Source organism: Paenibacillus thailandensis, from assembly GCF_042685365.1.
In the GTDB taxonomy this organism is placed as follows: Bacteria; Bacillota; Bacilli; order Paenibacillales; family Paenibacillaceae; genus Paenibacillus_AP; species Paenibacillus_AP thailandensis.
In genome coordinates, this window is record NZ_JBHUMY010000016.1 from 238943 (window position 1) to 263766 (window position 24824).

The window sequence follows — 24824 nt, forward strand, 5'->3', positions numbered from 1 at the left end:
CGCAGCTCATCCTTTCTCCATTTTAAATGAAAGAGACGCGCTCGCCGCGTTCTGCGGACGATCCGCGTTAAGCTTCACCGGCGCCGCAGGGCTTGCTTAACGAATCGAGCAGCCTCTCCGAGCGCGAAACGAAGCCGTAGCATTGCTTAATGTTATAAATGGCCGCGTCGGCGCAATACGAAGGCGAGTTCGTCGCCGCGCAATCCTCGAGCAGAATGGCGTCGTAGCCGGAATTGACGGCGTCCTGCAGCGTCGCCATGACGCATTGGTCCAGATTGACGCCCGCGAACAGCAAGGTACGGATATTCATATTCCGCAGCACGCTGTCCAGATGCGTATCCCAGAAGCCGCTCATCCGGTACTTGTCAACGTATATGTCGCCCGGCTCCCGGCGCAGCTCGTCGACGACGGCCGCTCCCCAGCTTCCTTTCTCCAGGACGCGGGAACCGTTCTCCGGCAGCGGATCGCCGATGCCTCTTCCTTCGCCGTCTCCGTTATAAACGTGCAGGACGGACGGGCTTACGTTCAGCCGGTCGGGCCGGTTGCCCCAATTGAGCCAAACGACCGGAACCCCGTGCGCCCGCAAAGCGGGAAGCAGCCGGTTAAGCGGCTCGATCGGCTTCCGCAGTACGGCATAGTCCCCGCCGATATAATCGACCCAGCCGCCTTTGCTGCAAAAATCGTTTTGCATATCGACGACGATAATAGCCGTATCGTTCAGCTCGAACGTCAGCCGCTGCGGCTCCGCCTCGATCGTCACCGGGACCGGCTCGGCGGCTCTTCGCCGCAAATCCACCGCTTCCCGCGAGACAGTCCAGAAGTTCTTCCGATTGCCTAACCGATGCACGTCCATCCCTTCTTTCTTCAACTGATATGCGGATCCCGCCGAACCGGCAGCTCCAGCCACGAAGGACGGCCGCCGTCGCTGGCGACCGCTACGGCCGCGATCTTCAGTCCGTCTTCGCCCGCGCCATGCTTATCGGCTTCGCCGCCGTTCGGATGCCGGACGAAAAGCGGAAACGCGCTGCCCGTCAGCTCGAGCCGGACCCGCGTGCCGGGCGCAAGCGCCGCCGCAACCGGACGCATCGTGATTTCGGCATACTCCCATTCGCCTTCGCAGCCTTCGCTGCTTTCGCCGGTTGCTCCGCCGATATCCGTCCGTCCGACGCTAAGGAATCTGGCCGTGCCGTCCGGCAGCAGCGCCGTCAGCGTGGCGACGAGATCGGTTGGCCCGGCCAGCGATTGGACGCGGGCTTTCACCTTCGGCGAGCCGGCCAAGCGCAGCGTCTCGGCGAGCTCGCGGCTCGTGTAAACCAATATTTCGTAACGGTCCTGAACCGGACTCCGGTCGACCGGCAGAAACGAATCGGTGCGCATCGGCAGCCGGGCATCGTAAACGAATACGTCCGGGACGGCCTCGCCGTCGATGTCCGCGGCGGCCTCCTTCAGCCTTCCGCCTCCCAGCGCGCCGCCCGCCGGCTTCTCCGAGCCGGACAAATACAATCTGCACTCCCCCGGGGCAAGCTCGGAAGGGAACGAATCGGCCGTAACCCATTCCCCGCTGTATTGCTCGTAATATTTCACCTTCGGCTCGGCGGCCTGATCGGCCGTCCGGTCGTCCTTCAACCAATAATCGAACCAACGGAGCTGCTCCAGATGAACGTTGCCGTCGGCGTCCGGGCCGTGATCGACGCCTCCCGCTTTCCGTCCCCAAGGAATATGCGCCCAAGGACCGACGATAAGGCGGTGAAGCATGCCTTCCTTAGCCGGTGCCGACTGCAGCGCTTCAAACGAGCGGATCGTTCCCATCAGATACGTGTCGTACCACCCGCCGATATGCAGCGCAGGAACCGGATGCTCGAGAAACTTTGCCGTCCAGTCGCGTTCCTTCCAATAGTCGTCGTATTCCGTATGCTCGCACCATTCGTAATAAGCCGGGAAATACTTCTCCAGCACCGGATGCTTATCCAGAACCGGAACATGGAACAACCGGTCCTCCGGATGGCGCATCGTTTGGCTGCACAGCTCGACCGCCGCCGTGTCTCCCGCCCGCATCGCGGTATCGCGCGCAAGCTGGAACGCCCATGGCAGCTTGTCGCCGATGGAGAAGCTGCCGAAAGGATAAAACGAGCCGTGGTACAGATCGGACGGACACATGCTCGGGGCGATCGCCTTCAGAGAAGGCGGCGCCAGCGAGGCGGCCGCCCACTGCGTCAGCCCCTGGTAGGAAAATCCGTACATGCCGACCCGGCCGTTCGACCGCGGCAGCGCGGCCGCCCATTCCACCGCGTCGTAGCCGTCCTCCGCTTCTTGAACGAACGGGATAAATTCGCCTTCCGAATCTCCCCGTCCTCTGACATCCTGAATGACGACAATATAACCGTGCCGCGCATACCAAAGCGGATGCGCATGGCTTACCGTCGAAGCGATCATCCGGCCGTAAGGCTGCCGCATCAGTAGAACGGGATAAGTCCCCTCCCCAACCGGCATATAAATATCGCTGTATAAAGTCACTCCGTCCCGCATAACGCACGGGACGCCTCTCTCTACGATCGCATCTCCAAACCTCATAAACCGTTCCTCCCGCCAATCGCCGCCTCGGCCGTTAATCCTTATATTTGCGAATATGCCTTCAGCTTCAGTTGATTCAGCAGCAGGTAAGGATCGTTCTCCCGCTTGAGCTCCCATAGCTTCCGGCGGGTATACGACCGCCCGCCGTCCTCCAAATCCCAGGTGTGCGGATTGCTTACCGGCGCCCCGATTTCGTCGTAGCGGGCGATGATGGCATTCAGCCGTTCGTCCGACTCGTAACGGAGCAGCGGAAGTCCGGCGATGCGCAGTTTGCCCGCCTGTTTGTTGAACTCGAGATGCTGCATGACTTCCGGAAATTCCCGCTTGATCAGAGCCATCTCTTCGAACACCGTATCCCAATTATGGGTCGTTTGCAGGTAGGTCAAGCTCGTATCGGCCTTACGGGCCCATAACGTCGTATGATTCCACGTAAAATCCGAAACCCCGATCCCTTTCCGGTATTTGTCCGCCGTCACCCGGCGCTCCACACGGCCGTTCCGTGCCGCGGCCAACGCAAGCAAAGCGTCTTCGCCTCTTTCGTCCACCTCGAGCAGGGCGGCTGCCCGGTCATGCGGCAGCTTAAGCGCTTTGAAATATTGCGCGATCGGCGCCTCGTGCACGGACACGAGACGTTTCTTGACCGAATCGTCCTGCGCAAGCTCCATGCCGAAACGGACAGCGTTCTCCCAATCCTCGAACGTAATGGCCCACTGCATGTATTCCACGCGCGGAGCAAGCTTGATGCGCAGCTCCGAGATAATGCCCACGACGCCGTACGTATGCAGATACGGACGAATTTCGTCCCCCGCCAGCTTAAACGTTTGCGGCGGGGATTCGATTGTTTTAACCGTAATCTCCTCCACGAAGCCGTCCCAGATCGTGCCCCACGTAATCGAGCCGATCCCTCCGAAGCCGCCGCTTATAAAACCGCCGATGGACGCCGTATGGAACGTCGACGGCATAATCAGCACTTCTTGGCCTTGCTCCCTTGCGGCTTCGTCGATTTTGCCGAGCCGGGCGCCCGGCTCGACGACCGCGTAGCCGTCTCCGATCTCGAGCACCCGGTTCATGTTCGCCAGGTTCAATACGGCGCCCCCCGTAAGCGGCACCGCTTGCCCGTAATTGCCCGTGCCGTTGCCGCGCACGGTGACCGGAACCCGCTCATCGGTCAATATCGACAACGCGAGATCCAGCTCCTCCTCGCTGCGGGGCGACACGATGCACTCGGCCGCCTTGTCCTTCAGCTCCCGCGACAGGACGGGGGAGAAATGGTGGTAATCCATCGAATATTTCGCAAGCGAAGGCTCATCCCATAGCAAGCATGCCGGGTCAAGCCGCTCGGCCAGCCTTGCTTTCCAATTGCCGGTCATACAATTCCCTCCTCAAACGTTTTGCGGCTGCTTGAACCGCATCGTGGATTTGAGCAAAACGTCGCTTCGGAAGCGTCCGCTCCGTTTTGCGGCTGCTTGAACCGCATCGTGGATTTGAGCAAAACGCCGCTTCGGAAGCGTTCGCTCCATTTTGCAGCCGGTTGAAACCGCCCCCTAATTCCGCATCTCCGACTCGTGCCAGGAGCTGAGCAGCCACTTGGAAAGCTGGTTGATCAGCAGGAAAAACACGATGCCGAGCACGGCCGCCGACAAGCCGCAAGCGAACAGATAAGCCGTTTGAAGCCTTGTCGAAGCGATCGTAATCGCATAGCCTAACCCGCCTTTGCCGCCGCCGATGCCCGCGATATATTCGCCGACGATCGCGCCGATGACGGACATGGAACAAGAGATTTTAAGGCCGGCGACGATATAAGGCAGCGCCGCCGGAATGCGCAGGCGCATAATCGTTTGAAGCTTGGTGGCGTTATAGAGGTAGAACAGGTTTTTCATGTTTTGCTCGGTCGAGTTGAGGCCGATCAGCGTATTGGACAGAATCGGGAAAAAGCTGATCAAAAAGGAAATGATAACGATGGCGTTAAGGCCCGCTCCGAACCAAATGACGATAATCGGAGCAACGGCGACGATCGGGATCGTCTGAAGAATGATGGCGTAAGGATACATGCTTTTTTCGACCAGCTTGTTCATGGCCAGCAGAATGGCCAGCAAAATGCCGAGCACCACGCTTGCCATAAATCCGATTACCGCCTCCGTCACCGTCGTGCCGACGGACACCATCAGATTGCTCCAGTTGTCGGCCGCAGCGGTCACGATATCGCTCGGCTTCGGCAAAATGTACGGCGCGATGCCAAGCAGCCTTACGATAAGCTCCCAGCCGCCGACGAATAAAATAAAGACGACGATCGGAGGAAGCGCGTTTTTCAACGCGGAAGCCGCTGCGCCTCCCGTTTTCAGACTTTTCCGACTACGGTTAACGGCCGCCGCCGCGGATGGAACGACTTGTTCCGTCATGGATACCAATCCCCTTCCTGGTGAACCCCAGATTTAATGTTTGAGCGCGCCGGACACGGCGCGTACGGAATCGCTGAAAGAATGCGAAGTCCGGAACACCTCATCCCTCGGAAAAGGATGCGGAATATCGATTATTTCGGCGATTTTGCCGGGTCTCGGCGTCATGACGACCACCCTCGTCGACAAAAACACGGCTTCGAACACGTTATGGGTAATAAACAATACCGTCATCGACTTGTCCTTCTGCCATATGCCGAGCAATTCGTCCTGCAGCGTTTGCCGCGTAATTTCGTCGAGCGCGCCGAACGGCTCATCCATGAGCAGCAGCTTCGGCCTCGAAATTAGCGCCCTTGCGATGGAAACGCGCATTTTCATGCCGCCGGACAGCTGCCGCGGAAGAACCTTCATATAATCCTTCAGCCCGACCAGCTCCAGAACGCGCGCTCCTTCCTCCATCCTCGTCTTCTTGGGCACGCCCCGCAGCTTCAGCGGCAGCGTGACGTTCTCGAGCAGGTTGGTCCACGGCAGAAGCGTATGCTCCTGGAACACGAACGCGATTTCGTTCTGCTTCCTCGCCTGGAAAGGCGTCGTGCCGAGCACGGACAAATCGCCTTCCGTATGGTTCGTCAGCCCCGTGATCATATTGAAGATCGTCGATTTCCCGCAGCCCGACGGCCCGACGAAGCACAGAAACTCGCCTTCCGTCACCTCGAGATTCGCATTTTGAACCGCTATCGTCCCGTTTGGATACACCTTGCCGACGTTTTTCAGATCGACCAGCAGCTTGGCGCCGCCCGCGGCTTTGTCCGCCAGGTTTCGCTCGTTTGCCGTTAACATACTCATGGAGCTCCGCCACCTTTCGGGTTCATTGATGTCAGATGAACTGACACAAGTAATACTCCTCAATCCAGATTGCGATATAAAAAGAAAAACAAATCATAATCGAACAATACATAAATCCTTATCGATTATTCGCGCCAATCCGCCGTTTCTTTAAGCCGAGTATATCGGTCCTCGTTATGGTACGTCAACGAATATATGTTAGTTTATGTTACATATGCACAACCAAGACCGGCCTAATTTAGCATTTTTCATAAAGAAGCTCGTTTAGATCGGCTTTCCCATGTTAAATTGCGTTAAGTTATGTTACATTCGCGAACCGATTTTACCAGCCGATAGCCGCTCCGTCGCATCTCGGGTCGGTTCCCCCGCTCAGAAAGCCTTGTCCGTCGACGGCAATCGCGTGCGCGTGTCCGACAATCCCGTCAAAGGCGCCGACGCGGCGCACAAGATGGCCGGCTTGGGCGAGCTTTGCCGCCGCCTCTTCGCCGATACGGCTCTCCAGCTTCAGCTCCATCGTCGGAGCCCCCCAAGTCCGTCCCCATACAAAACGCGGCTCGTCGATCGCTTGCTGCGGATCCATGCCGTAATCGATCATCCGCGTTAGGATCGCGGCCTGCGTCTGCGGCTGCCCCTCTCCCCCTTGCGTTCCGTACAAATAGGCGGGACGCCCCTCGCGCAGCGCCATCGCCGGCATTAGCGTATGGAACGTTCGCTTGCGGGGCATAAGGCGGTTGACATGATTCGGGTCCAGCGAAAAAAACGATCCGCGGTTCTGGAGCAGCACGCCGGTCGCGCCGGCGGCCACGCCCGAACCGAATTCGAAATAAAGGCTTTGGATGAAAGAGACGGCGTTGCCGTCCTTGTCGACAACCGCCGCGTACGCCGTGTCGCTGCCGACGGAAGGACTGGACATATCGAGCGCGGCGCCCATATCGATCGTCTGCGCAAGCTCCGCCGCGTATTCCCGGCTTAACAGCTTATCGAGCGGGATATGGGCGAACGCCGGATCGGTCAAATACGCGTTGCGGTCGCGAAAGCTGAGCTTAAGCGCTTCGATCAGCAAATGATAATACTCGTACGAGCCGTGCGGAATGCGGCCGAGGTCGAACCGGTCCAATATTTGAAGCGCCATAATGCCCGCGAAGCCTTGCGAATTGGGCGGCATCTGGTAAATGTCGTGGCCGCGGTACTCCCCCTTGACCGGCTCCACCCAGTCTCCGCGGTGGTCGGCGAAGTCGTCCATGCACAACAGACCGCCTCTTTCGCCCAAATACCGCGTAATCTCCCGTGCCGCTTCGCCTTTATAAAAATAGTCCCGGCCGCCTTTCGCAATGCCCCGAAGCGTGGCGGCGAGCATCGTCTGCTTGAACTTCCCGCCGGGCTTCACCGGAGCTCCGCCGGGGACGTAGATGGACGCCGCCGTCGGGTCCCGCTCCAGCATCGATTGATATTGAACCGTATTCCGGTATTGGTCCGGCGACATCGGATATCCCCGTTCCGCGTAGCCGATGGCGGGCTCCAGCACCTCCGCGAGTTCCAGCTTGCCGTATTCGCCGTGCAGGGCAAGCCAGCCGTCCGCCATGCCGGGCACGGTAACGGCGCTGCGCGCGCCGCGCACCGGAATGGCTCCTTCTTCGGCAAAGGCTTCCATCGTCGCCTTATATCCCGATCTTCCGCTTGCGTTGTAGCCTCTTACCCGTCCTTCCCCGCTCTTGCAGGACAGCCAGAACGAATCTCCCCCCACGCCGGTCATATGCGGGTAGACGACCGCCAAGCATGCGCTCACGGCTACGGCGGCATCGTAAGCGTTGCCTCCTCTTTCCAGCATCCGCGCGCCCGCCGCCGAAGCCAGGTAATGCGGGCTAACGACCATCGCTTCGGTTCCGATTACAGATTTGCCCATTTTCACACGCTCCCCGATGATGTTTTATCCATTTGAACAAGACGGCGAAAGCCGCCGCTTATATCCATGTCATAAAATATGACATACGTTTGTTTTAAAATAACACGACCTTCTGCAATCCGCAACTAAAAAATCGAAAAACGTAACGAAAAACATTTTATATATTGAAAATCGTTATGTTTGGTCGTATATTAGCTACATAAGGAAACCAAACGATTCATTTAATATTCAAATCGCATGCGAAGCCTCTTACGGTGACTATGCGTCGGAGGGACCCGGATGAAGAACCGGCTTTTCATGCCCATAAAAATCGGGGGTAAAATGATCTAAAGGAGTGCCGAAACGATGAACCAGAAACCAAATGCCGAACCGCAAATTTTCGAAATCGACGATATCGACCGAAAAATCATTCAAGCGTTAAACAAAAACGGCAGAATATCTTACACCGATCTTGCCAAAGACATCGGACTTTCCAGAGTCGCGGTTCAGGCCAGAATCAATGCCTTGATGGAGAACGGAGTCATCGAGCGGTTTACGGCCGTCATCAATCCGGAGAAAATCGGCATCAACGTGTCCGCTTTCTTTAATGTGGAAGTCGAGCCCAAGCATTTGCACGAGGTCGCCGACAAGCTGGCGGAAGACCCGTTCGTGACGAGCCTGTACCATATGAGCGGCCCCAGCAAGCTGCATATGCACGGCTTGTTCAAAAGCAATCACGAAATGGAAGTTTTTTTGAAGGAAAAGCTGTATAAAATGCCAGGCGTTACGAGCGTGGACTGTCAGGTGCTGATTACCCGCTACAAGAGCCGGATGGGAATGAGGCTGTAGCTTATGGAGGAACGACAACAACGGGAAACGGCCAAATACCGGGACATCGGCTGGGCGATGGCCAAAACGGGCGTCATCGGCTACGGCGGGGGTCCTTCCGTCATCCCGCTTATCCGCTACGAAGCCGTTACTCATTACCGCTGGGTAGAGGACGAGGAGTTTGCCGAAATATTGGCGATCGCCAACGCTTTGCCGGGTCCGATCGCCACCAAGATGGCCGCCTACCTCGGCTACCGCACGCGGGGTGCCGCGGGAGCTTGCTTCGCCGTCATCGCCCACATCCTTCCGTCCGCCGCCGCCATGATCGCGTTAATGTCGATCGTGCAATGGCTTAGCTCGTCCGCAGTCGTGCAAGGCATGATCGCGGCCGTCGTGCCCGTAATCGCCGTCATGATCGGCGTGATGGCCTACGAGTTTGGCGAAAGAGCCGTGAAAGGTTTGGGAAAATGGCTTGGCATCGCCTTGTTCGCCGCCGCGTTCGGACTGCTGCAGCTTCTCGGCGTGCACGCCGCCGTCGTCATCGTCGCCTTTTTGGCATACGGGGCCGTTCACTTCAAGGTGGTCGACCGCCTGAAGGAGCGTAAAAACAGAAGACGCGCCGTCAGGCAGGAAGGCGGGGATTACAAAACATGGAATGGCTGAATCTGCTGCTCGGATTTTTTCTGTCGAACGTGCTGGGCTACGGGGGCGGTCCCGCCTCCATTCCCCTTATGTACCAAGAGATCGTAACCCATAACCGCTGGGCGACCGATTCCGAGTTTTCCAATATTATCGCGCTTGGCAACACGCTGCCCGGACCGATCGCGACGAAAGTCGCCGCCTTTGTCGGCTATGACGTGCTGGGAATCGCGGGAAGCGTCATCGCCCTGGCCGCCACCGTCGTGCCGTCGGCCGTCGCGCTTGTCCTGCTCGTCAAGCTGCTGCAAAAGCATCGAACGTCTCCCGTCGTCAAAGGGCTTACGCTGCTCGTTCAGCCCGTCATCGCGGTCATGATGGCGCTGCTGGTCTGGCAGCTCGGAGCCGAATCGGTCGGGTCGATCGGCATCTGGCAATCGCTTGGCATCGCCGCCGCCGCGTATTGGTTGATGGAAAGGCGCAAAATTCATCCCGCCATCGTCATTTGCATCGCCTTCGTATACGGGGGAGCCGTTTTGTCTCATTTTATTTAAGCGATTATGAACGATTTTTCATTTTATTCTCATAAAGCATTCCGACCTTTGAAGGAAGGCGCTTTTCGCTCTAATACGGCAAAAAGCGCCTTTTTTCCATATGTTATACTTGGTTTAACGAAAAATTCGACTACATAAATGCGAAGGAGCAACTTGAGAATATGCGGAAAAACAAATTTCTGAAACATGTAGCAAAATTAAGCCTCTGTGCAGCAATTGGCTTTTCGGCATTCGCCTTCGGTTCGAATACGCAAGTCCATGCAGCAACCCCGGAATCGCTGAAGCTGGTCAGCACGGGACAAAATTATTTGGGAACCCCTTACTCATACGGAGCGCCGGCCGGCGTGACCTACGCCTTCGACTGCTCTTCGTTTACGCAATTTATATTCGGCATGTTTGACGTATCGCTGCCTCGTACGGCGAAATCCCAATCCTATTACGGAACGAAGGTTCCGAAAGGCGAGCTCAGCACCGGAGATCTCGTATTTTTCCGGACGAGCGGCTCCACCATCAGCCACGTTGCGATCTACGCCGGGAACGACAAAATTTTGCACAGCTCCAGCAGCAAAGGGGTTACGTTCTCCGACCTGGATTCTTCCTATTGGACCAAAACGTACGTAACGGCCCGCCGAGTGCTGTAGAACGGGACGAAAACGCAAATAGAGATGAAAGAGGACGCTCCCTCTTCCATCTCTATTTTTTTGCCCGCGTTGCCCCGCTCCCGTTGCGCCGCCTATATCAATCTGTTATGCTGAAGATGTCTGGACAAACACAAATACCCTCTTTCAGCATAAAGAGGGTCGATGCAGCTGAACAAGTGCCACCTTGGTCAAGCAAGCGATTTGTGTCACAATCCATCTTCGGGAGGTGAGTCCGTAATGGCCAAAGACGTATTGTGCGAAGTCAATTCGTGCGTTCATTGGGCCGGCGACAACCGCTGCGGCGCCGAGACGATTTACATCGTCAACCGCTCCTCGCAAGAGGCCGCCAATTCCGCCGAAACCGACTGCAAAACGTTTGAATCGAAATAAGTAAAAAGTTCTGTACGGAAGGGAAGGAATCATGCACGATTCCTTCTTTTCTTTTTATTTTACCAATAATGATAATTGTTATCAAGCATTTTTTGATGCTTTTTATCGAATGGCGCAAGGGCTTGCTTGAACCGCTTTCAGCCATTGGTTCGCGATCAGCTGGTGGCCGGCCGCCGTCGGATGCACGCCGTCGTAAAGCCAATACGAAGCGTCCGCGACGACGCAAGCTTCGTTCAGCTGCTGCTGCACCGGCACGAATACGGCGCCGAATTCAGCCGCAAGCCCGCGGACGACGCTCTGATACTTGGCAAGCTTATCCTGCCAGGCCGGCCAGTTCTGCGAAGGAGCGCCGACATTCAGAATAAACGGCTCGACCAGCACAAGCGCGGTCTCGGGCAGCTTGTCTTTCGTCTCCTCCAGCAAATGCCGGTAAGCGCTCTCGAAACGGTCCGCGGCTCCGGTTGGCAAGCCGTTCATGATGCGCCATGCGTCGTTGACCCCGATCAAGATGCTGAGCAGCGTCGGTTTAAAGTACAGCACGTCTTCGTTCCACCGCGCGTACAGATCGGACACCCGGTCCCCGCTTATGCCGCGGTTCACGAAGCGCGGACGCTTATCCGCCAGCTCGACGCCAAGCTTGGCCGCGATCAAATAAGCATAGCTGTGCCCCAGATCGCGGTTCTCCGGATCTTCGCGGTATCTGCCGCCGTCCGTAATCGAATCCCCTTGAAACAATACGAGATGCTTGTCAGCCATCATCCGTTCCTCCTCATGCCTATGACGAGTTTAATTTTGCCATCTTCTTCATTAAACCTTTATCGGAACGGATAATCAATCCGTTTTTTTGCATGAGTATCGAGGCCAATCCAGGAGGAGCGGCCGAAGCGAACAAAAGCTCCCGAAACGGGAGCTTTCTCAGCCGTTCAGCGCTGCCGGCGAAGCGGCGCTACGGCAGCTGCAATCGAAGCGACTCGCGCGCCCAGCCGCCCCGCCATGACCAGCTCCCGTTCGTCGGGAGAACGCGAGCTGTCCGGGCCCGCAAGCGTGGAAGGCCCGTAAGGCGAGGATCCGATGCCGTCGGCCGTTAAATATTCCGGATTCTCGGAGTAAGGCAATCCGACGAACAGCATGCCGAAATGCAAAAGCGGAACGATAGCCGTCAAGACGGCCGCCTCATGGCCGGTATGGATGGAGCCGGCGCTCGTAAAGACGCCGGCCGGTTTGCCCTCCAGCTCGCCGCCGGCGCACAGCTCCCCGGCAAAATCGAGAAACAGCTTCATTTGCGCCGGCATCATGCCGTAATAAGTCGGAAACCCCCAGACGATCCCGTCCGCCCAGCGCAAATCGTCGAGCGCGGCGATCGGCACGTCTTTTTGCGCCTCCCGCGCCGCCTCGTATTTGGCGAACCGGTCGACGAGCTTGAACCGCTCTCCCAATCCGGAAGCTTGCGTGCCGGCGCCACCTTTTCCCGGCCGGGCATCCCGGTCCAAATAAGCCGTAATGTTCCCTTCGGCGATCGGCTCCGGCACCCGCACCATTCTTGCTTCCGTGCCCTCCAAGCCCGCCGCACCCGCGCATACCGCCTTGGCCATTTCATATACATGCCCGTATGCGCTATAATACACGACCAACAGTTTCGCCAACGCTTCCTTCCCCTTTCTTTCGTTTGAATCAAGCAGCCGAAGACCAAGCCGTTACGGCTTCGCCATCCCTGTCAAAAGGACCCTACGTTCATAAATGCGAACAAACGGCCGGGGCGGATATCCTTTTATCCGCGTTCCGGCCGCCGTATCCGTTCCGACGCTTCCGCTTATTTCCCCGGCAGGAATTCCGCCGTATACGCCTTGCTTACGTCAAAATCCTGGCTGATCAAGCCGAGATCCTTCATTTGATCCGCCAGCTTCTCCCAGCGCTCCGCAGTCATCGCGCCGACGCCCATCGTCGCCGCGTCTCCGCCGTATACGAAATCGACTTGCGTCTCGGCGCTGTATTTCATCTGCTCCAGCGTCATGTCCGGATTCCGCTTCTGGATTTCGGGGTTCATCTCTTCGTAATGATCCTTGTAATAATCCCAGCCTTTCACGCTTGCCTCGACGAACTTACGGACCAGCTCCGGCTTGTTTTGGATCATGTCCTCCGTCGTAAACAATACGTTCGCGTAAGGCTGGTAACCGGAATCGTGAATGAGCAAGTAACCGACGTCGACACCTTCCTTCGCCAATGCATACGGTTCGCTCGTTACGTAGCCTTGCGTCAATGCCGTTTTATCTTCCATGAACATCGCCAGCGAGCCGGTATAAGCCATTTCCTTCACTTTATCGAGCTTATACGCTTTTTTGATATATTCCCAATAGGAAGATCCCGAAGCGGTAAAGACCTGATGCCCGTTCAAGTCGCCGAACCCGGTAATGCTGTCTTCCTTATGGTAGATCAGCACCTGAGGGTTCTTCTGGAACGTTGCCGCGATCGCGACGATCGGAATGCCCTGCTCGCGCGCCTGCAGGATCGCATCCGCCTGGTCCATACCGAATTCGGCTTTGCCGGAAGCTACGATCTGAACCGCCGATACCTGCGGGCCTCCCGGCGTAATGGTCATGTCGAGCCCCGCTTCCTTATAAAAGCCTTTATCCAAAGCCGTATATTGGCCGCCGTGCTCCGCCTCGGCGAACCAGTTCGTCACTTGCGTTACTTTGGCCAGCTCCGCGGGAGCGCCGCTTTCGGCCGCCTGGCCGTCCGCCGGGCTTGCGCTTGACGAAGCGCCGTTCCCGCCGGCGCCGCTTCCGCATGCGGAAATCAGCATGGTGAAGAGCAGCACGGAAATGAATGCAAATCGATTGGTAAGCTTGCGACGGTTCCCTTTACTCATTTTCCCTCACCCTATCCTTCTCTTTGAATAGTCTTTGCTTAGGCAGCGATGACGACCCCTCTTTTCGACTAAAAGGAACGATCGTGTTAATTTTCGTGCCTTTTAACGTAATATATAAACATAAACGATCAAAAATGAAAGCCTACCTTAGTTGAATAGCCTTATATTTTAGTAGAAAAACCAACAAAACGAATGGGAGTTGTGCATAAAGCATAAAAATGTTTGCCGCATATATTACATTATATGTTACATAGGTGGCAGTTCAATAGAAGCAAGCCATTTCCGGACTCCGCCTGATTAGGCGAATGATTTTCCGAAATTGGTAAATGCTATGAAAAGCTTCAAGATGAACGGCGCGGCCTTCCTGCGAAAGCGCCGTTCGCAAATCGTTTACGATGGAGGATATTCAATCATGAAAAAACTCGTTATGCTTGCATGCTTCGGCGCAGCCGCATGGACGCTTGGCGGAGCAAACATAACCGCTGCAGCCGAATCCGGAGAGAAGACCCCTTCCGTCTCCGTCAATATCATTAACGCTAAAGGCGAGACGGTCGGAACCGCTGAGCTGACCGAGCGCCAGGACGGCGTTCATATTCATGTTGCGGTCGAGAATCTTCCTCCCGGCACGCACGGCATCCATTTCCACGAAACGGGTAAATGCGATCCGCCGGCCTTTAAGACGGCGGGAGAGCATTTTAATCCGACGGGCAAGCACCATGGATTTAAAAATCCGCAAGGGTTTCACGCAGGGGATTTGCCGAACCTGGAAATCGCTCCAAGCGGAAAAGCGAACGTGGAAATCGTCAGCTCGCATGTAACGCTGGAGAAAGGCAAACCGAACTCGCTGCTTAAAGAAGGCGGCACGGCGCTCGTCATCCATGCCAAAGCCGACGACTACGCGACGGATCCGGCGGGCAACTCCGGCGACCGCATCGCATGCGGCGCGATTCAATAAGGGAAGAAATACAATCAAACAGCCGTTTCCCGGCTGTTTTTTTACGTACGATTTGTCCTTTCTTTGCTGTCCGCATTCGGCGAGTGTGGTAAAATAGGGTAGGCATTCGTGACCATCGAAGAACTTCGACACTACTCACTCGAATAAGGAAAGGAACATCTGGATTATGATCATCAAACCAAAAACCCGCGGCTTTATTTGCACGACGGCGCATCCGACCGGCTGTGCCGCGCAAGTGAACCGCCAAGTGGAATATGTGAAAAACCGGCCAGCCATCAGCGGACCGAAAAACGTTCTCGTAATCGGAGCTTCGACCGGCTACGGTCTCGCTTCACGCATCGTCGCCGCTTTCGGCGCAGGCGCCAATACGATCGGCGTATACGGGCATAAGCCGGCGCAAGGCTCCCGCACCGCGTCTCCCGGATGGTACAACTCTGCGGCGTTCGAGCGGGCGGCGTTGGAGGCCGGCCTGAAATCGTACAGCGTCACCGGCGACGCTTTCTCCGATGAAACGAAGCAAAAGACGATCGACGTGATCCGCGCCGAATTCGGCAAGGTCGATACGATCGTGTACAGTCTGGCCTCCCCTCGCCGCATTCATCCGAAAACAGGCGAAGTGTTCAACTCGGTCATCAAGCCGATCGGCGAGCCGTATACGAACAAGACGGTCAACTTCCATACCGGCGTCGTATCCGAAGCGACGATCGAGCCCGCAACGGAAGAAGAAATCCGCCAGACGGTCGCCGTCATGGGCGGCGAAGACTGGCAAATGTGGATCGAGGCGCTGCAGGAGGCAGGCGTGCTAGCCGATAACGCGACGACCGTCGCCTACTCCTATATCGGTCCGAAAATTACGCACGCCGTCTATTGGGACGGCACGATCGGCCGGGCCAAAAACGATCTGGAGCAAACGGCCGAGCGGCTGAACAAACAGCTCGGCGCAACGGGCGGGCGCGCTTACGTTACGGTGTGCAAGGCGCTTGTAACGCAATCGAGCGCGGCGATTCCGGTTGTGCCGCTCTATATTTCCGTCCTGTACAAAATCATGAAGGAAGAAGGCGTGCACGAGGGCTGCATCGAGCAAATGTACCGCCTGTTTGCCGAGTATTTGTATAGCGGCGAGCCGGTTCGCCTCGACGACGAAGGCCGTATCCGGATCGACGACCTGGAGATGCAGCCGCATATTCAGGAAGCCGTCCTTAAAGCGTGGGACGAGTTGACGACCGAAAATATCGACGAGCTGTCCGATCTCGTTTCGTACCGCAAGGAGTTTTTCCAGCTGTTTGGCTTTGAGACGGAAGGCGTCGATTACGATGCCGACGTCGATCCGAACGTCGACATTCCGAACCTGCGTTAACGGGCGGCCGTTCGGATCTACCGGAACATAAAAAAAGGGAAAAGCCCCGCAGTTTGCCGTAAAGGCAAGCCGCGGGGCTTTTTGTTCATGAGGACGCGTTACGATTTGCCGGATTTCGCCGCCAGCTCGACGATCATTACTACGAGCACCAGCAGCTGAATGAGCAGTTCTACGCTCATTGCAAGCTCCCTCCATCTCATCGTAATGCTCCTTCGCGCCGGTCGTCTCCTCTCGTCTTCCGCTGATTTACGTCTCCCGTTACCATGTTTATTCGGGGTTTGCGCGGAATATGTCCCGATACTTACAAAAGCGATTCATGACCTATCAAGCGGTTCTGTTACGGAATAAACTGCTGTACGATCTTTACGATTTGCCCGTCCTTCACCGCCAAATGATAAGGAAAATCGTCGAGATGCAAGCCGTTGTCCGCCTTGATCTGCTGCACGAACGTTTCCAAGGAAACCGGCTCATCCCACGCCGTTTCCGCTTCCGTTATATCGCCGGTCTTGTCGTAGATTTGCATAACCACTTGCGCGTCGGCGGCAATCGGCAGCTCGGTAAGGGCAGAATCGTCATTGACGATGTAATAACCGTCCGGGGGAGCGTCAAGCCCCGAATCGCTTTCCCGTTCCCGGAAGATCTTCGCCGCCTCTTCCCCTTCGTACCACTTGATTTCGTCTATCGTCAGAACGTAACGGCCGTCTTCGGCGGCCACCCGCTCGATAAATCCCGTCTTCATGTCCGGCGTTTGCCGAACCGGCATATACTCGCGGCCCCCCGCAAGCGCAAAAGCGGCCGTCGTCAAACATGCCGCGGCAACGATCGCACCCGCAACCCATTTTCTCATTGCGTCATCTCTCCTTAGCAAGGTGGGTTATATATGTATTCCTTCTGCTTATAGAATATAACGGACGAAAGCCCGATTAAGTTACAAATCGGAAACAGAACGTTTTAATCCGATTGCGGGCTTGGGCATCTAATTCGATATGCATGGGCGGACAGCGGGATTGCATCCGCCGGATACATATTGCCAAGGGGATGGCATGGCCTTACAATAGGGTCTATCTTATAGCGGAAAGGCGATGATCGTCGTATGGAATACAAAGTAGATGCTGCATTAACCGCGCAGGAGGTAGCCGAGGTATTCAGAAGCTCCGGCATTAAGCGCCCCGTAGACGATCCGGAACGGATTCAGCGCATGATCGACCATGCGGACCTGACCGTCACCGCCTGGGACGGCGGACGGCTGATCGGCATCGCAAGAGCGGTTACCGATTTCGCTTATTGCTGCTACTTGTCGGATTTGGCGGTACGGAAGGAATATCAGAAGAAAGGAATCGGCAAGGAGCTCGTCACGCGGCTGCGCGGCCGGCTGGGGGACGAGGTGTCCCTGCTGCTTCTTTCGGCGCCAAGCGCGATGGACTATTATCCCCTCATCGGTTTTGAGAAGAGCGACAAGGCGTTTCTTATTCCCCGCTCAAAATAACGCAAGCAAGCCTCCGTCCGCTCGGACAAACGGTTAATTCCTCTGCATGGGATTGGAAGAAAGCGGGTTTATAGTATAATAAGAAAAACTTCTATCGAAGTCTTTCGAGGCTGAGCGGCCTGAAGCTTTGCTTCGAAAGCCGATGTCTTATGGAAAAGAGGAGATACGATGAAACGAAACCGGCTGGGGCAATCGGAGCTATACGTCAGCGAAATCGGACTCGGATGCATGTCGCTCGGCACGGACAAAGCCAAAGCGGTATCGCTTGTGCACGAGGCTTTGGAGAAGGGCGTCAACTTTTTGGATACGGCGGATTTGTACGACAACGGGCTGAACGAAGAAATCGTCGGGGAAGCGGTACGCGGCCGTCGGGCGGACGTTATCCTGGCGACCAAGGTCGGCAACCGGCGTATCCCGGGACAAGACGGCTGGGTATGGGATCCTTCGAAGGCATACATCAAAGAGTCGGTAAAAGGCAGCCTGAAGCGGCTCCAAACCGATTATATCGATCTTTATCAACTGCATGGCGGCACGCTGGACGATCCGATCGACGAAACGATCGAAGCGTTCGAGGAGCTGAAGCAGGAGGGCGTTATCCGCTATTACGGCATCTCCTCCATCCGGCCGAACGTCATTCGCGAATATGCGAAGCGTTCCGGCATTGTGTCGGTCATGAGCCAATACAGCATTGTGGACCGGCGTCCCGAAGAAACCGTCCTTCCGCTGCTTGCGGCGAGCGGCATCAGCTTGATTGCCCGCGGTCCGGTAGCGAAAGGAATACTGACGGACAACGGTGTTGCCAAAATGCCTCAAGACTATTTGGGCACGTCCCGCGAGCAGCTGACGGACATCTACAACCGGCTGAACGAGCTGAGGGGAGAACGAAGCCTGTCGCAGCTCGCCATCCGTTATGCGCTGGCCGATCCGGCCGTTGCCGTAACGATTCCCGGAGCAAGCTCGCTTAGCCAATTGCTCCGCAATATCGAGGCGGCGGACCTTCCGGCGCTGACGCAGGAAGAGGTCGAAGCGATCCGGGCAATCAGCGCAGCGAACCGCTACGAGCAGCATCGTTAAATAGCCGTGCGGCGCGTCAGACTGCTGACGACCCTGCCGAACGGCTCGTGCCGGCCGGCCCATTTGCGTAGGGCCGGCCTTTATGTTTCGGCGAGGCCTTTATATTCCATCAGCCAGCAATCGCGCTTCTCCCCTTCATGCCATTCGTGCTTCGGCAGAAGCTTCTTTTTCACGAAACCGCATTTCTCATACACATGAATCGCCCGCTCGTTCCACGCCTGCGGGTCCATGACAATGGCGTCGGCTTTCCGCTCTCGGATGAGATACCGGACCATTTCGTTAATCAACCTCGTCCCGATCCCCTTGTTCCAGCAGCCGACTTCGCCGATAAATTGATCCATTCCGTAGACACTGCCGTTAAATCCGTCATAACCGTATTCCTCCCGTTCTTCCTCCACAACAAGATAAAATTGGATGTATCCGACAGCCTGACCGTCGTATTCGATAATACAGCGCGTAACGCCCTCGTCTTCGACATATTCATAAAAATGCTCCTGGACCAGCGCCATATCGTGCGGCCGGTCGCGGCCTTCGTAATATTGCAGCACCCTAGAGTCGCTGAGCCAGCGAACAAGCAGAACGGCATCGTTCTCGTTTAACGGCCTGACCGTTAGCGGACCGCTTTGAAGAATTGACATAAAAGCCCTCCTTTCTAAAGAAGATTGGTTATCCTTCTTTCATCAATAATTCGTTCTAAAACACAGCAGCTCCTTTTGGGTGTGGTGCAGAAATGCACCACGTTGGGTCGCACCGGCGCACACAAAAAAAAGCGCATGCCCTCTATAAGGCATGCGCTTTGCGGTATCACGGCTTCATAGCCGCGGGACTAACTTATTTTACGGATTTCGCCCAGTCTTTCGCGAACTTCTCGAGGCCTTGATCCGTCAGCGGATGTTTCGACAGCTGCTCGATTACCGAGTAAGGGATCGTCGCGATGTGCGCACCGGCCAGTGCTACGCGAGTAACATGGTCCGGGTGACGAACGGAAGCCGCGATGATTTGCGTGTCCAGGCTGTGAACGCGGAACAGCTCGGCGATTTTGCTCACGAGTTGAACGCCGTCTTCGGAGATATCGTCCAGGCGGCCCAGGAACGGCGAAACGTAAGTTGCGCCCGCGCGAGCGGCCAGAAGCGCTTGGTTAACCGTGAAGATCAGCGTAACGTTTGTTTTTACGCCTTTTTTCGTCAGGTAACGGCAAGCTTCAAGACCGGCAAGCGTCATTGGAAGCTTGATCGTGATGTTTTTGTCGCCGCCGTTGATTTTGATCAGCTCGTTCGCTTCGGCGATCATTTGCTCAGCCGTTACGGCGTCAGGCGTAACTTCAGCGGATACGGATTCCACTTCAGGCACGGCTTTCAAAATTTCTTCGATGCGGTCTTCGAACTTAACGCCTTCTTTGACAACCAGGGAAGGGTTCGTCGTTACGCCCGACAGAACGCCCATTTTGTACGCTTTTTGAATGTCATCAAGATTCGCAGTATCGATGAAAAATTTCACAACCCATTACCTCCACTTAATTTAATTTATTTTTTTTCGACAGCATGTCCGCCAAACTCGTTGCGGAGAGCCGCAACCACTTTGCCGGTAAATGTGTCGTTCTCTAAAGAACGATACCTCATTAAGAGCGACATGGCAATAACCGGAGTTGCGGTTTGCAGGTCAAATGCCGTTTCAACCGTCCATTTGCCTTCGCCGGAGGAGTGCATGATGCCTTTGATTTCGTCAAGCTTCGCGTCTTTCGAGAAGGCGCGCTCGGTCAGTTCCATCAGCCACGAACGGATAACGGAACCGTTGTTCCATACGCGTGCCACTTTTTCGTAGTCGAAATCGAAGTCGCTTTTCTCGAGAACTTCGAAGCCTTCGCCGATAGCGGCCATCATGCCGTATTCGATGCCGTTGTGAACCATTTTCAGGAAGTGGCCGCTGCCGGATTTGCCGGCATACAGGTAGCCGTTCTCGACGGAAGTGTCTTTGAACAGCGGCTCAACGATCGCCCAAGTTTCAGCGTCGCCGCCGATCATGTAGCAAGCGCCGTTGCGTGCGCCTTCCATGCCGCCGGAAGTGCCTACGTCCATGTAGCTGATGCCGAGAGCTTTCATTTTTTCGTAGCGGGCGATGGACTCTTTGTAGTGGGAGTTGCCGGCTTCGATCACGATGTCGCCTTTTTCAAGCAGGCCGGATACTTGGTCAAGCACGTTGTCTACAACGGCGTGAGGAACCATGATCCACACGATTCTTGGAGCTTGCAGGTTTTGCACCAGCTCTTCCAGCGTGTAAGCGCCGGTTGCGCCGAAGCCTTTCATTTCGTCAACAGCTGCTTTGTTCAGGTCGAACGCAACAACCTCGTGTTTGTGGTCAAGCAAGTTTTGGCCAAGGTTCAGGCCCATTTTTCCTAATCCAACTAAACCGACTTTCATGGGATTCCCTCCGAGTAAATATTTATGTGTTTTTGTTGCCTATCCAATAAATGCTGTCCAAAAAGCCCGGGCGGGCTTTTTGGATTTTTTAAGTTTACGAATAACCGTTACAGGAGGCTTTTAGCCGTTTGAACGGCGTTGTCGGCCGTAAAGCCGAAGTACGCCAGCACTTCGTTGCCGTTGCCGGATGCGCCGAACGTGTCGATGGAGATAATTTTGCCTTCGCTGCCCGCATAACGCTCCCAGCCTTGGCGGATGCCCGCTTCGATCACGACGCGTTTCTTGACGGACGACGGAAGCACCGATTCCTTGTACTCGTCGGATTGCTTCTCGAACAGCTCCCAGCTTGGCATCGAAACGACGCGTACGGATACGCCTTCTTGCTCCAGCTTCGCTTTCGCTTGAACCGCAAGGGATACTTCCGAACCGGTAGCAACGTAGATGACGTCAGGGTTAGCGTTCGTTTCGGCCAGCACGTAAGCGCCGGAAGCGACTTGCTCCACTTTGCCCTTCGTTTCTTCGTATACAGGCAGGTTCTGGCGGCTCAAAATAAGAGCGACCGGACCGTCGTTTTGCTGCAGCGCGTATGCCCAAGCGTTAGACGTTTCGTTAGCGTCCGCAGGACGGATAACGGTAAGTCCCGGAATCGCGCGGAGCGCGGCCAATTGTTCGACCGGCTCGTGCGTCGGGCCGTCTTCGCCGACTGCGATCGAGTCATGCGTGAACACGTAAGTGATCGGCAGTTTTTGAATCGCCGCAAGACGAATCGAAGGACGCAGGTAATCGTTGAACACGAAGAACGTGCTGACGAACGGCTTCACGCCGCCGTGGATCGCCATGCCGTTGCCGGCTGCGCCCATCGCATGCTCGCGAACGCCGAAGTAGATGTTGCGGCCCGCGTAAGACTCGACGGCAAACGTTTTTTCGCCCGTAATGTCCGTCATCGTGGAGTGCGAAAGGTCCGCGCTGCCGCCGAAGATCGAACGAACGGATTTCACGTAGTGGTTGATCGCGTTGCCGCTTGCTACGCGAGTCGAAATTGCTTTCGACGAATCGAACGTCAGAACGTCCTTCGCGTCGATAAGCACTTTGCCGCTGATCGCGTCGAGCAGCTCTTGCGCAAGTTCTGGGTAAGCTTCTTTGTAGGATGCGATCAGACGGTTCCATACGGACTGCTCGGCGTCGCCTTTATCCTTGAACGTCTGCATGTAAGCTTTCACTTCGTCAGGAACGTAGAAATTCTCTTCGTAGTTCCAGCCGTACGCTTGCTTCGTCGCTTTCGCTTCTTCGGCGCCGAGCGGGTTGCCGTGCGCTTTGTTCGTTCCGGCTACTTTCGGGCTGCCGTAACCGATGATCGTACGAATCTCGATGATCGTTGGCTGATCCGTATTTTTCTTCGCTTCTTCGATCGCGCGGGTGATCGCCGCAACATCGTTGCCGTCTTCTACGCGCAGGTACTGCCAGTTGACGGATTCGGCTCTCTTTTGGATGTTTTCCGAGAACGACAGATTCAATTCGCCGTCAAGGGAAATATCGTTGGAATCGTACAGCACGACCAGCTTGCCGAGCTTCATGTGGCCGGCCATCGACATCGCTTCGTATGCCACGCCTTCCATCAAGCAGCCGTCGCCGACAAGGGCGTACGTGTAGTGATCGACAACCGGGAAGTCGTCGCGGTTGAACTTAGCGGCCAGATGCGCTTCTGCCATCGCCATGCCGACAGCCGTTGCAATGCCTTGACCAAGCGGACCCGTCGTCGCTTCAACGCCGTCCGTATGACCGAGCTCCGGGTGACCCGGCGTTTTGCTGTTCAGCTTGCGGAAGCTTTTCAGGTCTTCGATCGAAACGCCGTAGCCGAACAGGTGCAGCAGGCTGTACAGCAATGCCGAACCGTGGCCGGCGGACAGAACGAAACGGTCGCGGTTGAACCATTTCGAATCCCCCGGGTTATGTTTCATTTGGTTGGCCCACAGGGCGTAAGCCATCGGAGCCGCGCCCATCGGCAGGCCCGGGTGACCCGAGTTTGCTTCGTTAATGGCGTCAATAGACAGAGTGCGGATCGTGTCAATCGTCAATTGATCAAGCTGTTGTGTTTGCATATGCTGCTTCTCCTTTGCTTTGCTTGTTGGAAGTATCGTTGTCCAGCCACCAAACATGGTCGCCCAGCAGGTCGAACGCCGCCTTTGGACCGTAAGAGCCCGCAGGGTAAGTGTGCAGCGGCAGTTCGCCCTTCTCGACGGCATCGAGAATCGGCTGTACCCATTGCCAGGACAGCTCGACTTCGTTCCAATGCGCGAAGAAGGTACCGTCGCCGCGCATCGCGTCGTGAATCAGGTTCTCGTAAGCTTCAGGCATGTCCTCGAGCGACGAGAAGCAGTTCACATAGACCGGCTCGAACTTGCCTTCATGCTTCGGATCTTTGCTGTTCAGCTGCAGCGTAATGCCTTCCTTCGGACCGATCTCGATAACGAGCAGGTTCGGAACGGCGGTTTCGTCCACCTTGCGGAGAGGCTGATCAAGCGGATCTTTAAATTCGATCACGATGCGGGTCGATTTCTCGGCCATCCGTTTGCCGGTGCGGATATAGAACGGAACGCCGCGCCAGAACTCGCTGTCGATCCAGAGCTTCGCCGCGATGAACGTGTTGTTCTGGGTGCCCGGCGCTACGCCCGGCTCGTCTTGGTATCCCGGAACAGGCTTGCCGTTCATTTCGCCGGCTCCGTATTGGCCAAGCACGATTTGGCTGGAAATATCGTCTTGCTGCAGCGGACGAAGCGATTCCATCACCATGCGCTTCTTGTTGCGCACGTCTTCCGGATTGCTTTCCTTCGGAAGCTGCATCGCGATCATCATCAGCAGCTGTAGCATATGGTTTTGGAACATATCGCGAAGAGCGCCGGATGTATCGTAATAACCCGCTCTCTCTTCAACGCCTACCGTTTCGCTTGCCGTAATCTGCACGTTCGAGATATAACGGTTAGTCCAAAGCGCGTGAAGAACCGGATTGGCGTTTTCGAGCACTTCCAGGTTTTGGACCATCGGCTTGCCGAGGTAGTGGTCAATGCGGTAAATTTCTTCTTCCGTGAAGGATTTGCTCAGCTTCTCGTTCAATTCGCGAGCGGATGCCAAATCGCGTCCGAACGGCTTCTCGATGATAAGACGTTTCCAACCGCTCGTCGATCCGAGACCGCTAGCTTTGATGTTCGAGGCGATGACATCGAAGAACTCCGGACCTACCGACAGGTAGAACATCCGGTTTTGCGGAAGGTTCAGTTCCTTCTCTCTTTGCTCGACCAGCTCCAGAAGCTTCGTATAATCTTCAGGGCGGTTTACGTCAAGCGCGCTGTAGCGGAATGCGCCCAAAAATTTATCAAGTGCAGCCCGGTCTGCGGCTTTGCGTCTTGAGAAGGTTTCAATGGATTGCTCGACTTGTTTCTGGAACACGTCGTGAGCCATTTCGCGCCTTCCGAGCCCTATAATCGAGAACGATTCGGGCATCTTGTTGTCCGTAAACAAGTTGAACAAGGCAGGGAATATTTTTCTCTTTGCTAGATCCCCCGTTGCTCCGAACAGGACAAACGTCATGTTCATGGGTTACTCCTCCTATCCAATATAGAGGTTGCTATCTATTACCGGTAAACTACCGTCAACCATAATACTGCTAGATTCATAATTCGTCAACACGATTATGACAACTTTGTGACGCATTGAAAACCCTTACAAATCAACATTCGTCAAGCTTTTTATTGCATTTTGCAACAATCGATTTTGTATTTAATGATGTTATAGTTAAATATTTCCACGGGCTTTAAACGAGAGTCGTCAAGCGCTGCAAACTTCAAAACCGCGACTTTTGACGGGTTAAAGATGCGCCGGCGCTTAAATGCGGCAGTCGGGCAAAAAAAAACGAAGCCAAAGGCCGCTA

24 protein-coding genes are annotated in these 24824 nt (G+C 55.6%); 9 read left to right on the forward strand and 15 right to left on the reverse strand.

Going from position 1 to position 24824, the window contains the following annotated elements; genetic code table 11:
* Positions 1-67: 67 nt before the first annotated feature.
* The 6 genes from ACFSW5_RS16130 to ggt all read right to left on the reverse strand — a co-directional run bounded on the left by ACFSW5_RS16130 (position 68) and on the right by ggt (position 7716).
* The gene (locus ACFSW5_RS16130) at positions 68-907 is read right to left on the reverse strand and encodes a cysteine hydrolase family protein (RefSeq protein WP_379275061.1); all 840 of its coding nucleotides are present in this window, start codon (positions 905-907) and stop codon (positions 68-70) included.
* On the reverse strand, positions 865-2571 hold the full coding sequence (locus ACFSW5_RS16135; protein ID WP_379275063.1) for a CocE/NonD family hydrolase: 1707 nt from the start codon (positions 2569-2571) through the stop codon (positions 865-867). Before ACFSW5_RS16135 ends, ACFSW5_RS16130 begins: the two co-directional genes overlap by 43 nt.
* A 41-nt stretch (positions 2572-2612) precedes the next feature.
* Positions 2613-3941: an FAD-binding oxidoreductase gene (locus ACFSW5_RS16140; protein WP_379275065.1), complete on the reverse strand. Its 1329-nt coding sequence runs from the start codon at positions 3939-3941 to the stop codon at positions 2613-2615.
* A gap of 174 nt (positions 3942-4115) precedes the next feature.
* Positions 4116-4970, reverse strand: a complete 855-nt coding sequence (locus tag ACFSW5_RS16145; RefSeq protein WP_379275067.1) for an ABC transporter permease — start codon at positions 4968-4970, stop codon at positions 4116-4118.
* Between the two features lie 33 nt (positions 4971-5003).
* Positions 5004-5807: an ABC transporter ATP-binding protein gene (locus tag ACFSW5_RS16150; RefSeq protein WP_379275195.1), complete on the reverse strand. Its 804-nt coding sequence runs from the start codon at positions 5805-5807 to the stop codon at positions 5004-5006.
* Positions 5808-6135: 328 nt separating this feature from the next.
* Positions 6136-7716, reverse strand: coding sequence for a gamma-glutamyltransferase (gene ggt / locus ACFSW5_RS16155; protein ID WP_379275069.1), 1581 nt, complete (start codon positions 7714-7716; stop codon positions 6136-6138).
* 345 nt (positions 7717-8061) lie between these two features.
* Between ggt and ACFSW5_RS16160 the strand changes: the two genes are divergently transcribed.
* From ACFSW5_RS16160 to ACFSW5_RS16180, 5 genes are all read left to right on the forward strand, one after another.
* On the forward strand, positions 8062-8544 hold the full coding sequence (locus ACFSW5_RS16160; protein WP_379275075.1) for an Lrp/AsnC family transcriptional regulator: 483 nt from the start codon (positions 8062-8064) through the stop codon (positions 8542-8544).
* Positions 8545-8547: 3 nt separating this feature from the next.
* Positions 8548-9186: a chromate transporter gene (locus ACFSW5_RS16165; protein ID WP_379275077.1), complete on the forward strand. Its 639-nt coding sequence runs from the start codon at positions 8548-8550 to the stop codon at positions 9184-9186.
* Entirely contained in the window at positions 9174-9713 is a 540-nt protein-coding gene (locus ACFSW5_RS16170; protein WP_379275079.1) for a chromate transporter, read from the forward strand. The genes ACFSW5_RS16165 and ACFSW5_RS16170 overlap by 13 nt, the downstream gene beginning before the upstream one ends.
* A gap of 161 nt (positions 9714-9874) precedes the next feature.
* A complete protein-coding gene (locus tag ACFSW5_RS16175; RefSeq protein ID WP_379275082.1) occupies positions 9875-10354 on the forward strand; it encodes a C40 family peptidase in 480 nt (159 codons plus the stop codon).
* Positions 10355-10591: 237 nt separating this feature from the next.
* Positions 10592-10744, forward strand: coding sequence for a DUF1540 domain-containing protein (locus tag ACFSW5_RS16180; RefSeq protein ID WP_379275085.1), 153 nt, complete (start codon positions 10592-10594; stop codon positions 10742-10744).
* A 102-nt stretch (positions 10745-10846) separates the two neighbouring features.
* On the opposite strand, the gene ACFSW5_RS16185 is transcribed toward ACFSW5_RS16180, so the two are convergent.
* The 3 genes from ACFSW5_RS16185 to ACFSW5_RS16195 form a co-directional block, all read right to left on the reverse strand.
* Entirely contained in the window at positions 10847-11503 is a 657-nt protein-coding gene (locus tag ACFSW5_RS16185; protein ID WP_379275088.1) for an SGNH/GDSL hydrolase family protein, read from the reverse strand.
* A gap of 164 nt (positions 11504-11667) precedes the next feature.
* Positions 11668-12387 (reverse strand): NAD(P)H-dependent oxidoreductase, encoded by a 720-nt coding sequence (locus tag ACFSW5_RS16190; protein ID WP_379275091.1) that lies wholly within the window; start codon positions 12385-12387, stop codon positions 11668-11670.
* A gap of 167 nt (positions 12388-12554) precedes the next feature.
* Positions 12555-13610 carry an ABC transporter substrate-binding protein gene (locus ACFSW5_RS16195; protein WP_379275093.1) on the reverse strand — a complete coding sequence of 352 codons (1056 nt, stop codon included), beginning with the start codon at positions 13608-13610 and terminating at the stop codon, positions 12555-12557.
* A gap of 412 nt (positions 13611-14022) precedes the next feature.
* Between ACFSW5_RS16195 and ACFSW5_RS16200 the strand changes: the two genes are divergently transcribed.
* Positions 14023-14565 carry a superoxide dismutase family protein gene (locus tag ACFSW5_RS16200; RefSeq protein WP_379275095.1) on the forward strand — a complete coding sequence of 181 codons (543 nt, stop codon included), beginning with the start codon at positions 14023-14025 and terminating at the stop codon, positions 14563-14565.
* Between the two features lie 166 nt (positions 14566-14731).
* Entirely contained in the window at positions 14732-15922 is a 1191-nt protein-coding gene (gene fabV / locus ACFSW5_RS16205; RefSeq protein ID WP_379275098.1) for an enoyl-ACP reductase FabV, read from the forward strand.
* Between the two features lie 337 nt (positions 15923-16259).
* Here the strand turns inward: fabV and ACFSW5_RS16210 are convergent, their stop codons facing one another.
* Positions 16260-16769, reverse strand: coding sequence for a hypothetical protein (locus ACFSW5_RS16210; RefSeq protein WP_379275100.1), 510 nt, complete (start codon positions 16767-16769; stop codon positions 16260-16262).
* A gap of 246 nt (positions 16770-17015) precedes the next feature.
* On the opposite strand from ACFSW5_RS16210, the gene ACFSW5_RS16215 reads away from it, so the two are divergent.
* Positions 17016-17408, forward strand: coding sequence for a GNAT family N-acetyltransferase (locus tag ACFSW5_RS16215; protein WP_379275103.1), 393 nt, complete (start codon positions 17016-17018; stop codon positions 17406-17408).
* A 168-nt stretch (positions 17409-17576) separates the two neighbouring features.
* The gene (locus tag ACFSW5_RS16220; RefSeq protein ID WP_379275105.1) at positions 17577-18482 is read left to right on the forward strand and encodes an aldo/keto reductase; all 906 of its coding nucleotides are present in this window, start codon (positions 17577-17579) and stop codon (positions 18480-18482) included.
* 80 nt (positions 18483-18562) lie between these two features.
* On the opposite strand, the gene ACFSW5_RS16225 is transcribed toward ACFSW5_RS16220, so the two are convergent.
* From ACFSW5_RS16225 to zwf, 5 genes are all read right to left on the reverse strand, one after another.
* Positions 18563-19120 (reverse strand): GNAT family N-acetyltransferase, encoded by a 558-nt coding sequence (locus ACFSW5_RS16225; protein WP_379275107.1) that lies wholly within the window; start codon positions 19118-19120, stop codon positions 18563-18565.
* Positions 19121-19313: 193 nt separating this feature from the next.
* On the reverse strand, positions 19314-19979 hold the full coding sequence (fsa, locus tag ACFSW5_RS16230) for a fructose-6-phosphate aldolase (RefSeq protein ID WP_379275110.1): 666 nt from the start codon (positions 19977-19979) through the stop codon (positions 19314-19316).
* A 26-nt stretch (positions 19980-20005) separates the two neighbouring features.
* Positions 20006-20899 (reverse strand): phosphogluconate dehydrogenase (NAD(+)-dependent, decarboxylating), encoded by an 894-nt coding sequence (gene gnd / locus ACFSW5_RS16235; protein WP_379275113.1) that lies wholly within the window; start codon positions 20897-20899, stop codon positions 20006-20008.
* 107 nt (positions 20900-21006) lie between these two features.
* Positions 21007-22998 (reverse strand): transketolase, encoded by a 1992-nt coding sequence (tkt, locus tag ACFSW5_RS16240; RefSeq protein WP_379275115.1) that lies wholly within the window; start codon positions 22996-22998, stop codon positions 21007-21009.
* Positions 22979-24490, reverse strand: coding sequence for a glucose-6-phosphate dehydrogenase (zwf, locus tag ACFSW5_RS16245; protein WP_379275117.1), 1512 nt, complete (start codon positions 24488-24490; stop codon positions 22979-22981). The genes tkt and zwf overlap by 20 nt, the downstream gene beginning before the upstream one ends.
* Positions 24491-24824 lie beyond the last annotated feature (334 nt).

Coding starts and splice junctions, on each gene's coding strand:
- ACFSW5_RS16150 (WP_379275195.1), bottom strand. CDS start 5,807: ATGTTAACGGCAAACGAGCGAAACCTGGCGGACAAAGCCGCGGGCGGC.
- ACFSW5_RS16210 (WP_379275100.1), bottom strand. CDS start 16,769: ATGAGAAAATGGGTTGCGGGTGCGATCGTTGCCGCGGCATGTTTGACG.
- ACFSW5_RS16225 (WP_379275107.1), bottom strand. CDS start 19,120: ATGTCAATTCTTCAAAGCGGTCCGCTAACGGTCAGGCCGTTAAACGAG.
- ACFSW5_RS16135 (WP_379275063.1), bottom strand. CDS start 2,571: ATGAGGTTTGGAGATGCGATCGTAGAGAGAGGCGTCCCGTGCGTTATG.
- ACFSW5_RS16140 (WP_379275065.1), bottom strand. CDS start 3,941: ATGACCGGCAATTGGAAAGCAAGGCTGGCCGAGCGGCTTGACCCGGCA.
- ACFSW5_RS16160 (WP_379275075.1), top strand. CDS start 8,062: ATGAACCAGAAACCAAATGCCGAACCGCAAATTTTCGAAATCGACGAT.
- fabV (WP_379275098.1), top strand. CDS start 14,732: ATGATCATCAAACCAAAAACCCGCGGCTTTATTTGCACGACGGCGCAT.
- ACFSW5_RS16180 (WP_379275085.1), top strand. CDS start 10,592: ATGGCCAAAGACGTATTGTGCGAAGTCAATTCGTGCGTTCATTGGGCC.
- ACFSW5_RS16220 (WP_379275105.1), top strand. CDS start 17,577: ATGAAACGAAACCGGCTGGGGCAATCGGAGCTATACGTCAGCGAAATC.
- ACFSW5_RS16175 (WP_379275082.1), top strand. CDS start 9,875: ATGCGGAAAAACAAATTTCTGAAACATGTAGCAAAATTAAGCCTCTGT.
- ACFSW5_RS16185 (WP_379275088.1), bottom strand. CDS start 11,503: ATGATGGCTGACAAGCATCTCGTATTGTTTCAAGGGGATTCGATTACG.
- tkt (WP_379275115.1), bottom strand. CDS start 22,998: ATGCAAACACAACAGCTTGATCAATTGACGATTGACACGATCCGCACT.
- ggt (WP_379275069.1), bottom strand. CDS start 7,716: ATGGGCAAATCTGTAATCGGAACCGAAGCGATGGTCGTTAGCCCGCAT.
- zwf (WP_379275117.1), bottom strand. CDS start 24,490: ATGAACATGACGTTTGTCCTGTTCGGAGCAACGGGGGATCTAGCAAAG.
- ACFSW5_RS16200 (WP_379275095.1), top strand. CDS start 14,023: ATGAAAAAACTCGTTATGCTTGCATGCTTCGGCGCAGCCGCATGGACG.
- ACFSW5_RS16170 (WP_379275079.1), top strand. CDS start 9,174: ATGGAATGGCTGAATCTGCTGCTCGGATTTTTTCTGTCGAACGTGCTG.
- ACFSW5_RS16165 (WP_379275077.1), top strand. CDS start 8,548: ATGGAGGAACGACAACAACGGGAAACGGCCAAATACCGGGACATCGGC.
- ACFSW5_RS16195 (WP_379275093.1), bottom strand. CDS start 13,610: ATGAGTAAAGGGAACCGTCGCAAGCTTACCAATCGATTTGCATTCATT.
- ACFSW5_RS16145 (WP_379275067.1), bottom strand. CDS start 4,970: ATGACGGAACAAGTCGTTCCATCCGCGGCGGCGGCCGTTAACCGTAGT.
- gnd (WP_379275113.1), bottom strand. CDS start 20,899: ATGAAAGTCGGTTTAGTTGGATTAGGAAAAATGGGCCTGAACCTTGGC.
- ACFSW5_RS16215 (WP_379275103.1), top strand. CDS start 17,016: ATGGAATACAAAGTAGATGCTGCATTAACCGCGCAGGAGGTAGCCGAG.